Raw genomic sequence first — 11,872 nt, forward strand, 5'->3', positions numbered from 1 at the left:
CGCCGCGGGCGCGCCGGGCCGGGTGCCTTCGGCCGTCAGTTGACCTTGATCTCTTCGTAGACGGGGACGCTGAACGGGTTGAGCGCGACGTTCGAGATGCGCTCCGAGTAGCCGGCGCTGCCGTTCTGGTACCAGAGCGGGATGGCGGCCATCTCGTCCCGTACGACCTTCTGCGCGTCCTTGAACGTCGCGACGGCCGCGGCCGGGTCGCTCTCCGCGTTGGCCTTGTCGACGAGGTCGTCGAACTTCTTGTTGCTCCACTTGCCGTCGTTCGAGGAGGCGTTGGTGTAGTAGAGCGGCTGGAGGAAGTTCTGGATCAACGGGTAGTCCATCTGCCAGCCGGCCCGGAAGGGGCCCGACATCTTGGACTGGGTGATCTGGTTGCGGAAGTCGGCGAAGGTGCCGACCGGGTTGCCGACGCAGGCCCTGTCGTTGCCCAGAGCGTTGTTGATGGAGTTGCAGACGGCGTCGATCCAGTCCTTGTGCGACCCGGTGTCCGCGTTGTACGTGAGGGTGATCCGGCCGCCCGGGAGGCCGCCGCCCTCGGCGATCAGCCGCTTCGCCTCCGCGGGGTCGTACTCGCAGGCCTTGCCGCACAGCGTCGGGTCGAAGCCGCCCTCCTCGCCGAGCACCGGGGAGGTCCAGTCCTTCGCGGGGGTGCGGGTCTGCTGGAAGATGGTGTCGGTGATCTGCTCGCGGTTGATCGCCATCGACAGACCGGTGCGGACCTTCGCCCCGTCCGGCGTGTTCCACGCCTTGTCGTAGTAGGGGAAGGCGAGGGTCTGGATGATGCCGGCGGGGGTGTTGATGTACCGGTCGCCGAGGTCCGCCTTCACGTTCTTCAGCTGGGAGGCGGGCACGTCGTCGACCAGGTCGAGGTTGCCGGCGATCAGGTCGGTGTAGGCGGTGTTGTTGTCGGTGTAGACCTTGAGGTCGATGCCGCCGTTCTGTGCCTTGTCGGGCCCGTTGTACTCGTCCCAGCGGCGCAGGGACATCTGGGAGCCTCTGGCGTAGGAGTCGACGAGGTAGGGGCCGTTGCCGACGGGCTTGGCGAGCCAGGCGTCGTGGTCGTCGAAGAACGCCCTGGGCAGCGGGGCGAAGGCCGCGTAGCCGAGGGTGTCGGGCCAGGTGGAGAACTTCTGCGACAGCTTGACGGTGAAGGTGCGGTCGCCGGTGACCTTGAGCCCGGACATCGTCTGCGCGCTCGGCCGGCCCTTCTCGGGGTGGACCTGCTCGTACCCGTCGATGTAGCCGAAGAAGTAGGCGTTGCGCTGATTGTTCCTCAGATGGGCGCCGTAGTTCCAGGCGTCCACGAAGGACCTGGCTGTGACGTCCTCGCCGTTGCTGAACTTCCAGCCCGGTTTGACGGTGATGGTGAAGTTGGTGGAGTCCTTGGTCTCGATGCGCTCGGCGAGCATGTCCTGGGCCTCGCCCGTCTTGGGGTCGTACCGCTTGAGCCCGCGGAAGATCATGTCGAGGACCTTGCCGCCCTGCACCTCGTTGGTGTTGGCGGGCTCCAGGGGGTTCTGCGGGTCGCCCCAGGAGGAACTCACGATCCCGTCGGCACCACTGCCGCCGCTGTCGCTTCCGCCGCCGCAGGCCGCCGTCGTGAGGGCGACGGCGATCGCGCATGCGGCCCACTTCGCGTGCGTGGCTCCGCGCATGGAGTGCCTCCTAGATCCCAAGTCAGACTTGGGCCCAATATCACCCCATAAAGGATCTAACGCATTTTCAGCACACCCGCGCGGAGGCCGGAGACACCGTCAGGACCAGCTCCCAGGTGTCGATCGCATAGAACAAAGACATCCCGTGCGCCTCGTAGAGGGAAAGTGCGCGGCTCTCGTTCTGTGTGTCCACGGCCAGGCCGATGGTGTCCCGGCCGCGGGCGGCGTACGTGCCGAAGGCATGGCGCAGCAGATGGCTGCCGAGGCCACGGCCGCGCGCCTGCCTCCGTACGCCGAGGTTCCCGATCCACCCCATGGCGTCCTTGTCGTTCCTCGTCAGCAGGACGGCCACGTCGCCTTCGCCCTCGATGCTCGCGATCCACATGAGGGACCGGTCCCGTGGCCCGGTGTCGGCCAGCCACTGCTCGTAGGTCCGCGGGTGGTGGTCGAAGTGCCCCGCGAAGGTCTCCTCCACCAGGGCGTGGGCGATCCGGTGGTCGGCGTCGGCGGCGCAGTCGCGCAGCCTCACACCGGCGGGCGGCTCCGGAATCCGGTCCGCCTCGCTCAGCGGCCGGGTCATGACCTGGTGGCGGCGCACGGTGCGCCAGCCGCGGGCGTCGAGGAGCCCGGTGTCCAGCGTGGTCCGGACGGTGAGGTTCAGATGGAGCACGGCCCGCGCCGCGCCGGCCGCGGCCGCCTTGGCGGCCGCGCGCTCCTCGATGCGCTCCAGCACGAGCACGGCGGCGTCCGGCCGGCCGGGGAGCACATAGTGGTCGACGCCGATGTCACCGTCGCCTGAATCGCTCCAGAGGATCCCGTACGCCACCAGGTCACCGTCCTCGTGCACCAGCCAGGAGTCCTGGGCGAGGTCCACCTCGGGGTGGGCGAGGTCGGTCTCGACCGTGTGCAGTTCGGTGTCCGCCCGACCGATCTCCTCGATGTCGAGGGCGTTCAGCAGGGCGCATATGAAGGGTGCGTCCGCGAGGGTCGCGGGCCGGACGGTGAGTGGCATGCCGCCACTGTTCGCGCCCCGGCCCCGCCCTCGCAACGGATTTTCGCCGCCTCGGCGGCCCGGTCGGCGGGGGGGCTCAGCCGGCGGGGCTCTGTCGGACCGCGAGGCCGACGACGGTCTCGTCGTCCTCGAACTCCCCGGTCGGGATGAAGCCGAGGGCGCTGTAGAGCTTCGCCGCGCCGGTGTTGCGGGGGTGGTAGGACAGCCGTATCTCCCGGCAGTCAGGACGCTCGGACAGCATCCTGATCAGCGCGGTCATCGCCTGCCGGCCCACGCCCCTGCCCTGCTCGTCCGCGTCGACGATCAGGCCCCCGACCCAGTGGGTCCCGTCCTCGTCGTCGTACGCCCACATGACATGGCCGACCACCGTGTCGTCGGCGAGGACACCGAGCGAGGTCCAGACGCCGCCGCGCATCGACAGCAGGAGGTACCGGGCGGCGAGGGCCGCCACGAAGGTCCGCTGCTCGTCACGCGGCGCGATGTCCGCGACGGCCCGCCAGTTGGCGTCGTCGACCGGGCACAGTGTGATGCGGCGGCCGGTCCGGTCGGTCAAGTGGTCCATCCGGACACCTTCCGGTGCCGGTCCCCGCGGGCGCAAAGTCTTTTCCGCCGCCTTCCTCCGGGCACGGCGAAGGCGCCCGCTCCCCGGAGGGAACGGGCGCCTCGCGCCGAACAGAGGGGACTACGCCGCGTGGACGACGTCCTTCTCCTCGGCGAAGTGGCACGCCGACTCGTGCGCGGCCGGGGTGTCCTGGCCCTTGAAGCGCTCCGGGACCGCGAGCAGCGGCACCTCGGTGGCGCACTTGTCCTCCGCCTTCCAGCAGCGGGTGCGGAAGCGGCAGCCCGAAGGCGGGTTCGCCGGCGACGGGACGTCACCGGTGAGGATGATCCGCTCCCGGCCCTCGCGTGCCTCGGGGTCCGGGACCGGGACCGCCGACAGCAGCGCCTGGGTGTAGGGGTGCGTCGGGTGGTCGTAGATCTGCACGTCCGTGCCGATCTCCGCCATCTTGCCGAGGTACATCACGCCGACCCGGTCCGAGATGTGCCGGACGATCGACAGGTCGTGGGCGATGAAGAGGTAGGAGAGGTTGAACTCGTCCTGGAGCTTCTCCATCAGGTTGACGACCTGCGCCTGGACGGACACGTCCAGCGCGGAGACCGGCTCGTCGCAGATGATGATCTCCGGGTTGAGCGCGAGGCCGCGGGCGATGCCGATGCGCTGGCGCTGACCGCCGGAGAACTGGTGCGGGTAGCGGTGGATGTACTCCGGGTTGAGACCGACGACGTCCAGCAGCTCCTGCACCTTGCGGCGCCGGTCACCCTTCGGTGCCACCTCGGGGTGGATGTCGAAGGGCTCGCCGATGATGTCGCCGACCGTCATACGCGGGTTGAGCGAGGTGTACGGGTCCTGGAACACCATCTGGATGTTGCGGCGCACGGCCTTGAGCGCACGCCCTGACAGCTTGGTGATGTCCTGGCCCTTGTAGAAGACCTCGCCGGCGGTCGCCTTCTCGAGCGTCATCAGCAGCTTGGCGACGGTGGACTTGCCACAGCCGGACTCGCCGACGATACCGAGCGTCTCGCCCTGGTAGAGGTCGAAGGAGATCCCGTCCACGGCCTTGACCGCGCCGACGTGACGCTTGAACAGGATGCCCTGGGTCAGCGGGAAGTGCTTGACCAGGTTGCGCACCTGAAGGATCGGCTCACCGCGCTCGACGGTCGCGTCGAGCGCCGCGACGGCAGCCTCCTCGGAGGTGACCTCGACGGTCTCCACCTCGGTCACGTTCGGGGTCGCGTCCACGGCCTCGTTCGTCTTCTTGAGCTCAGCCATGGATCGTCTCCTTCCAGAAGTGGCACGCGCTGCCGCGGCCGGGCAGATCGGTGCCGTCCTGCTCGGTCACCGGAGCCAGCGCCGGGATCTCCGTACGGCAGATGTCGTCCGCCTTGGGGCAGCGCGGGTTGAAGGCGCAACCGCTGGGGATCTTCAGCAGGTTGGGCGGCAGGCCCTTGATCGCGTACAGCTCCTGGCCCTTCTGGTCCAGGCGCGGGATCGAGTCGAGCAGACCCCGGGTGTACGGGTGCGCCGGCCGCTTGTACAGCTCGTGCACGGGGGCGGTCTCGACGATCCGGCCCGCGTACATCACGGCGATCTTGTCCGCGACGTCGGCGACGACGCCGAGGTCGTGGGTGATCAGGATCAGGCCCATGTTGTACTCGCGCTGGAGCTCCGCGAGCAGGTCCATGACCTGCGCCTGGACGGTCACGTCGAGCGCGGTGGTCGGCTCGTCGGCGATGATCAGGTCCGGCTCGAGAGCCAGGGCCATGGCGATCATGATGCGCTGGCGCATACCGCCGGAGAACTGGTGCGGGTAGTCGCCGACCCGGGCCTTGGCGGCCGGGATCTTCACCTTGTCCATCAGCTCGATGGACTTGGCCTTGGCGTCCTTCTTGGACAGGCCCTGGTGGACCCGGAACATCTCGCCGAGCTGGTAGCCCACGGAGAGGACCGGGTTGAGGGAGGACAGCGCGTCCTGGAAGATCATCGCGATCTTCCGGCCGCGGATCTTCCGCCGCTCCTCGTTGCTCATGGTGAGCATGTCCTGGCCGCGGAAGAGGATCTGGCCCTGCGGGATCTTGCCGGGCGGCATGTCGAGGATGCCCATGATGGCCTGGGCGGTGACCGACTTGCCGGAGCCCGACTCGCCGAGGACGGCCAGCGTCTCACCGGAGTCGACGCTGTAGTTGACGCCGTTGACTGCCTTGGCGACACCGTCACGGGTGTGGAACTCGACATGCAGGTCGCGCACTTCGAGCAGCGGACCGGAGGCCTCGCCGCCCGCGCGGGGCGCCGGGACGCCTGCTGTTTCTTCGATGATGGTCACGTCGTACGCCCTCCTCAGCGCAGCTTGGGGTCGAGGGCGTTGCGAACCGCATCGCCGAACATCAGGAACGAGAGCACCGTGATCGAGACCATCACCGACGGGATGATCAGCACGTGGGGTGCGTTGCGCAGCTGCTCACGTCCACTGGACACGTCGACGCCCCACGAGACCGTCGGCTCGGCGAGACCGACACCGAGGAAGGACAGCGTCGCCTCCGCGGCGATGTAGCCGCCGAGGGCGATGGTCGCGACGACGATGATCGGCGCGAGCGCGTTGGGCAGGACGTGCCGGGTCAGGATGCGGGTGGTCGAGGCGCCGAGCGCCTTGGCCGCCACCACGTAGTCCGCCTGCTTGATGGTGATGACCGCACCGCGGGCGACACGGGCGATCTGGGTCCAGCCCAGGAACACCAGGGCAAGGATGACGACCCAGATGGCGCGCTTCTCGAAGCTGGTGAGGACGACGAGGGCGCCCAGCAGGAACGGGATGCCCATGAAGATGTCGGTGAGGCGGGACAGCAGGGTGTCGATCCAGCCGCCGAAGTAACCGGCGATCATGCCGACCAGGGTGCCGAGGAGCGTCACCAGGGCGGTGACGCCGACGCCGACGATGATCGAGGCGCGGGCGCCGTAGATGACACGGGCGTAGATCGAGCGGCCCTGGCCGTCGTAACCGAACCAGTCCGGCTGGAAGAAGTGGGTCCAGTTCGGCTGGCCGAGGTAGTGGTTCGCCAGGTCGGCGTCGCGCGGCGAGGCGCTGGTGAACAGGCTCGGGAACGCGGAGATGACGACGAGGAGGACGATCAGACCCGCCGAGATCAGGAACAGCGGGTTGCGGCGCAGGTCGTGCCAGGCGTCGGACCACAGGCTGCGCGCCTTGTCCGGCTTGGGCGCCTTGGCGACCAGTGCGGTGTCGGGAGCGGCAGCGGTGCTGGTGACCTTCTCGGCCCCGGTGGACGCCGCGGTGGCTGCGGTCTTCTCAGGCATACCGGATCCTCGGGTCCAGGACCGCGTAAAGCAGGTCGACGAGCAGGCTGGCGAGCAGGTAGACGAGGACGATCAGGGAGGCGATGCCGACGACGGTCGCGCCCTCGCGGCGGAAGAGTGCCTCGTAGATCGCGTCACCGACGCCCTGGACGTTGAAGATGCCCTCGGTGACGATGGCGCCGGTCATCAGGTTGCCGATGTCGGTGCCGAGGAAGGTGACCACCGGGACGAGCGAGTTGCGCATCAGGTGGACACCGATGATCCGGCGGCGCGGCAGGCCCTTGGCGACCGCCGTGCGCATGTAGTCGGCGCGCAGGTTCTCCGCCATGGAGGTACGGGTCAGTCGTGCCACGTAGGCGAGCGACAGCGAACCGAGGACGATCGCCGGCAGGAGGAGGTCTCCGAAGCTCTCGGAGTCCTGCACGGTCGGGGTGGTCACCCCCCACTTGAAGGCGAACAGGTACTGCATCAGGTAGCCCAGCACGAAGGAGGGCATCGAGATCAGCACGAGGGTGAGGGCGAGGAGCCCTCGGTCCCGCACGGACTCGGGACGCAGACCCGCGATGATGCCGAGGCCGATGCCGACGATCACCGTGAAGGTGAACGCGAAGAGCGTGAGCCGGATGGTGACCGGGAACGCCTGCGCGATGATGTCGGCGATGGGACGCTGGCTCGCGATCTCCGTGCCGAAGTTCCCCTGAACCAGCTCGAAGAGGTACTTCAGGTACTGCTGCCACAGCGGCAGGTCGAGACCGCGGTCATGGCGAATGGCCTCGACCACGGCGGGGTCGAAAGCCTGGTCCCCCATGAGCGCTCTGACGGGGTCGCCGGGCAGCGCGAACATCATGGCGAAGATCAAAAAGGTTGACCCGATGAACACCGGGATCATCTGGAGCAGTCGTCGTGCGACGTAGCGCCCCATGGGTGCCTCCGTGAGGGGTTAACTGGGTCCGGGGGCCGTCCGCACGGGACGGCCCCCGGACCACCGCCGCCGCCGGATGTCCGACGGCGGCGGGTGACGGCCGAGTGGGGATGAGGCCCGCAGGCGCTTACTTGACGGTGACTCCGGTGAGCTCGAGGTCACCGTGGAAGTCGACCGCGACGTTGTCGACGCCCTTACCGTGGCCACCGTTGATGCGGTAGTACCACAGCGGGATGGCCGGCATCTTCTCGAGAAGCTTCTTCTCGACCGCCTGGTAGCCCTTCACGGCGTCTTCCAGGGAGCTGGCCTTGTCCGCGTCCTCCATCATCTTGTCGATCTCCTTGTCGGAGAAACGACCGTTGTTGGACTCGGCGTTGGTGTGGTACAGCTCCTTGATGAAGTTCACGTTGACGGGGTAGTCGGCCACCCAGCCACCGCGGTACATCGACTTCACCTGGTCGTTGTCACGGGCCTCGAGGTCCGTGGGGAAGTCCGGCTTGGCGTCGCCGACACAGTCGACACCGGTCGCCTTGCGGATGGACTCGCAGACCGCGGTCACCCACTCCTTGTGGCCACCGTCGCTGTTGTACTGGATGAACAGCTTGTTCTCCGGGACGCCGCCGCCCTCGGTGATGAGCTGCTTGGCCTTCGCCGGGTTGAACGTGAAGACGTCCGTGCCCAGGTCCTGGTTGCCCTTGACCTGCGGCGGCGTGAAGCTCGTCGCGGGGGTACGGGTGTTGTTCAGGACGGTCTTGGTGATCGTCTCACGGTCGATCGCCATGGACAGACCCTGGAGGACCTTGGGGTCGATGTCCTTGAACGTCTTGCTGTAGAACGCCGGGACCAGCGACTGGATGGCCGCGTACGGCTGCTCGATGGCGCCGTCACCCAGGTCCTGCTTGTACTTCGGCAGGTCCGTCGGGCCGACCTGGCGGATGATGTCCAGGTTGCCGGAGACGACGTCCTGGTACGCGGCCTCGAGGGTCGCGTAGTTCTTGAACTGGATGCCCTTGTTCTGCGCCTTGTTGGGGCCCTGGTAGTCAGGGTTGGCCGCAACCTGGATCAGCTTCTTGTGGGTCCACTTCTCGAACTTGTACGGACCGTTGCCGACCGGCTTCTGGCCGAACGCCTTCGGGTCGTCGAAGAAGACCTTCGGCAGCGGCGCGAACGTCGCGTAGCCGAGCTTGTAGTTGAAGTACGGGACCTTGTCCTTCAGCTCGATCGTGAAGGTGGTGTCGTCCACGACCTTCAGACCGGACATCTTGTCGGCCTTCGGGTCACCCTTCTCGGGGTGCACGTCGTCGTAGCCGGCGATGTCCGCGAACCAGAAGCTGTTCTGCTGGTTGTTCTTGATGTTCGCGTACCAGTTCCACGCGTCGACGTACGACTGCGCGGTGACGGCCTCGCCGTTGTGGAACTTCCAGCCGGACTTCAGCTTGACGGTCCAGGTCTTGGAGTCCGTCGTCTCCACCGACTCGGCGTTGGTGTAGACGATCTCGCCCTTGGCGTCGAAGTCCAGCAGCTGCGTGAAGAGCGACTGGATCACGTACGAGCCGTTGGTCTCGTTCGTGTCGGCCGGGATCAGCGGCTTCTGCGGCTCGCCGACGTCGATCGAGACGTAACCGGCAGGCTTGCCGGCCGGGTTCTTCTTGCCCTCTTCACCGCTGCCGCCACCACAGGCAGTGGCCGCCAGGGCGACAACGATCGCTCCCGCGACCCACTTGGCGCTCTTGGCACCACGCATGGGTTCCTCCTCATGAGTCCACTTGTCACTACAAGAGGGGCACCGTTCTACGCGCGCTGACACCCCTGACAGCGCTCGTCAAGTACCCCGAGTGTGCTCGTGAGTCGGCGCTCCCCACAGCGCATGACCCATTGACCCGAGCTCAATGGAGCCAACTATTAAGTAGGACAGGCTTGTAAACCACACCTAAAGGGTCTCGTTTTGACAACATCAGAGAGGGACTCCAGCCCGAAATCCGGACAAAGCGATCCCAGACAGACACCCGCGAAACGGACCGTTAACACATGTTCCGGAGTGCGACGGCCGATATCCGGACACTCGGAGCATGAAAAGGAGTTGACGAACGGCCCGGCCCTCCACAGTCTCTGCGGAGGGCCGGGCCGTGCGTTCAGCGGTTTTCCAGAGCTTTACCGTCAGCCGTGCTTGGCACGCGAAGCCGCGCGGCCGCGCTCCTTCTGGTCCAGGACGACCTTGCGGATGCGCACCGCCTCCGGGGTCACCTCGACGCACTCGTCGTCACGGCAGAACTCCAGCGACTGCTCCAGCGAGAGCTTGCGCGGCGGGACGATCGCCTCGAACGAATCGGCCGAGGAGGAGCGCATGTTGGTGAGCTTCTTCTCCTTGGTGATGTTCACGTCCATGTCGTCGGAGCGGGAGTTCTCGCCGACGATCATGCCCTCGTACACCTCGGTGCCGGGCTCGGTGAACAGCACGCCGCGCTCCTGAAGGTTCGTCATCGCGAACGCGGTGACGGCGCCGGAGCGGTCCGCGACGAGCGAGCCGTTGTTCCGGGTCTGCAGGGGACCGAACCAGGGCTCGTGGCCCTCGTGGATGGAGTGCGCGATACCGGTGCCGCGGGTGTTCGTCAGGAACTCCGTACGGAAGCCGATCAGGCCGCGGGACGGGACCACGAACTCCATGCGGACCCAGCCGGAGCCGTGGTTCGACATGTTGTCCATGCGGCCCTTGCGGACGCCCATGAGCTGGGTGACGGCGCCCATGTGCTCCTCGGGCACGTCGATCGTCATGCGCTCGACCGGCTCGTGGACCTTGCCGTCGACCAGCTTGGTGACGACCTGCGGCTTGCCGATCGTCAGCTCGAAGCCCTCACGGCGCATCTGCTCGACCAGGATCGCCAGCGCCAGCTCACCGCGGCCCTGCACCTCCCAGGCGTCGGGACGCTCGGTGTCCAGCACGCGCAGCGAGACGTTACCGATCAGCTCGCGGTCCAGCCGGTCCTTGACCTGACGGGCGGTCACCTTACGGTCCTTGACCGCGGACTTCGCGTCGGCGCCCTTTCCGGTGCCGCCCCGGCCGACCAGCGGCGAGGTGTTGGTGCCCACCGTCATCGAGATCGCCGGCTCGTCGACCGTGATCAGCGGCAGCGCGATCGGGTTCTCCGGGTCGGCCAGCGTCTCGCCGATCATGATGTCCGGGATACCGGCGACGGCGCAGATGTCACCGGGGCCGGCCACCTCGGCCGGCTTGCGGGTGAGCGCCTCGGTCATCATCAGCTCGCTGATGCGGACGTTGGAGATCGTGCCGTCGCGCTTGATCCAGGCCACGGTCTGGCCCTTGCGCAGCTCGCCCTGCTCGACGCGGAGCAGCGCGATACGGCCGAGGAAGTTGTCGGCGTCCAGGTTCGTGACGTGAGCCTGCAGCGGCGCGGACTCGTCGTACTCCGGGGCCGGGACGGTCTCGAGCAGCGTGCTGAAGAACGGCTCCAGGCTGGTGCTGTCGGCCGGGACGGTGCCGTCCTCCGGCTTGGTCAGCGAGGCGACGCCGTCACGGGCGCAGGCGTAGACGATCGGGAACTCGATCTGCTCCTCGGTCGCGTCCAGGTCCAGGAACAGGTCGTACGTCTCGTCGACGACCTCGGCGATCCGGGAGTCCGGACGGTCCGTCTTGTTGATGCAGAGAATGACCGGCATCTTCGCGGCGAGCGCCTTGCGCAGCACGAAGCGGGTCTGCGGCAGCGGACCCTCGGAGGCGTCGACGAGGAGGACGACCGCGTCCACCATCGACAGACCGCGCTCCACCTCGCCGCCGAAGTCGGCGTGGCCGGGGGTGTCGATGATGTTGATGGTGACCGGGGCCCCGCCGTCCTTGGGGTGGTACTTCACGGCGGTGTTCTTGGCCAGGATCGTGATGCCCTTCTCACGCTCCAGGTCGTTCGAGTCCATCATGCGGTCGTCGAGCTGCTCCGCGGCGTGCGCGGCGAAGGCACCGGCCTGCTTCAGCATGGCGTCGACCAAGGTGGTCTTGCCGTGGTCGACGTGGGCGACGATGGCAACGTTACGGATGTCGTGGCGCGTGGGCATGCTGGCTGGCGCTTCTCTCGATCGTGGGATCGGGCGTTGGATGTGATCCTCGTCCGCCCGCCGGGCGGACACGCCACGGCTTGTCCCATGGTACGGGGCCGCCGGGACCCGGGCCTCCCGGAACGATCGGGTCCGGGACGAACGAGGCGGGGATCACGCCGCGGCAGGGGCTCCGGGCGGTGCCGGGAGGCCCGGCGGAGGCGGCGCACACGGGCAGGTGGGGAGGCTGCCGGTACGAAGGTGGTGCGGGGGAATGCGTGGGGCGAGCCTGGGTCGAAGAATCGGCACGAGCTTGCCCGCCGGCGCTGCCGGCGGGCAAGGTAATTGAGCCAGTTCTGAGG

The 11,872-nt window shown here is 67.5% G+C and carries 9 protein-coding genes; all 9 read right to left on the minus strand.

The window, feature by feature from the left end:
* Window positions 1-35 precede the first annotated feature (35 nt).
* A complete protein-coding gene (locus ACWGH4_RS20635; protein WP_453462840.1) occupies window positions 36-1,664 on the minus strand; it encodes a peptide ABC transporter substrate-binding protein in 1,629 nt (542 codons plus the stop codon).
* A gap of 67 nt (window positions 1,665-1,731) precedes the next feature.
* On the minus strand, window positions 1,732-2,676 hold the full coding sequence (locus ACWGH4_RS20640; protein WP_453462843.1) for a GNAT family N-acetyltransferase: 945 nt from the start codon (window positions 2,674-2,676) through the stop codon (window positions 1,732-1,734).
* A gap of 76 nt (window positions 2,677-2,752) precedes the next feature.
* Complete coding sequence (locus ACWGH4_RS20645) at window positions 2,753-3,238, minus strand: GNAT family N-acetyltransferase (RefSeq protein ID WP_453462846.1); 486 nt, start codon at window positions 3,236-3,238, stop codon at window positions 2,753-2,755.
* Window positions 3,239-3,358: 120 nt separating this feature from the next.
* Window positions 3,359-4,507, minus strand: a complete 1,149-nt coding sequence (locus ACWGH4_RS20650) for an ABC transporter ATP-binding protein (protein ID WP_307708116.1) — start codon at window positions 4,505-4,507, stop codon at window positions 3,359-3,361.
* Window positions 4,500-5,558, minus strand: coding sequence for an ABC transporter ATP-binding protein (locus tag ACWGH4_RS20655; RefSeq protein ID WP_453462850.1), 1,059 nt, complete (start codon window positions 5,556-5,558; stop codon window positions 4,500-4,502). Before ACWGH4_RS20655 ends, ACWGH4_RS20650 begins: the two co-directional genes overlap by 8 nt.
* Before the next feature lie 14 nt (window positions 5,559-5,572).
* On the minus strand, window positions 5,573-6,544 hold the full coding sequence (locus tag ACWGH4_RS20660) for an ABC transporter permease (RefSeq protein ID WP_453462853.1): 972 nt from the start codon (window positions 6,542-6,544) through the stop codon (window positions 5,573-5,575).
* Window positions 6,537-7,466: an ABC transporter permease subunit gene (locus ACWGH4_RS20665; RefSeq protein WP_441264022.1), complete on the minus strand. Its 930-nt coding sequence runs from the start codon at window positions 7,464-7,466 to the stop codon at window positions 6,537-6,539. The genes ACWGH4_RS20660 and ACWGH4_RS20665 overlap by 8 nt, the downstream gene beginning before the upstream one ends.
* A gap of 127 nt (window positions 7,467-7,593) precedes the next feature.
* Window positions 7,594-9,210, minus strand: coding sequence for an ABC transporter substrate-binding protein (locus tag ACWGH4_RS20670; RefSeq protein WP_441264021.1), 1,617 nt, complete (start codon window positions 9,208-9,210; stop codon window positions 7,594-7,596).
* A gap of 413 nt (window positions 9,211-9,623) precedes the next feature.
* Window positions 9,624-11,531, minus strand: a complete 1,908-nt coding sequence (typA, locus tag ACWGH4_RS20675) for a translational GTPase TypA (protein WP_307708112.1) — start codon at window positions 11,529-11,531, stop codon at window positions 9,624-9,626.
* Window positions 11,532-11,872 lie beyond the last annotated feature (341 nt).

This window comes from Streptomyces sp. NPDC054847, from assembly GCF_053610925.1.

Coding starts and splice junctions, on each gene's coding strand:
- ACWGH4_RS20670 (WP_441264021.1), bottom strand. CDS start 9,210: ATGCGTGGTGCCAAGAGCGCCAAGTGGGTCGCGGGAGCGATCGTTGTC.
- ACWGH4_RS20640 (WP_453462843.1), bottom strand. CDS start 2,676: ATGCCACTCACCGTCCGGCCCGCGACCCTCGCGGACGCACCCTTCATA.
- ACWGH4_RS20650 (WP_307708116.1), bottom strand. CDS start 4,507: ATGGCTGAGCTCAAGAAGACGAACGAGGCCGTGGACGCGACCCCGAAC.
- typA (WP_307708112.1), bottom strand. CDS start 11,531: ATGCCCACGCGCCACGACATCCGTAACGTTGCCATCGTCGCCCACGTC.
- ACWGH4_RS20665 (WP_441264022.1), bottom strand. CDS start 7,466: ATGGGGCGCTACGTCGCACGACGACTGCTCCAGATGATCCCGGTGTTC.
- ACWGH4_RS20645 (WP_453462846.1), bottom strand. CDS start 3,238: ATGGACCACTTGACCGACCGGACCGGCCGCCGCATCACACTGTGCCCG.
- ACWGH4_RS20660 (WP_453462853.1), bottom strand. CDS start 6,544: ATGCCTGAGAAGACCGCAGCCACCGCGGCGTCCACCGGGGCCGAGAAG.
- ACWGH4_RS20635 (WP_453462840.1), bottom strand. CDS start 1,664: ATGCGCGGAGCCACGCACGCGAAGTGGGCCGCATGCGCGATCGCCGTC.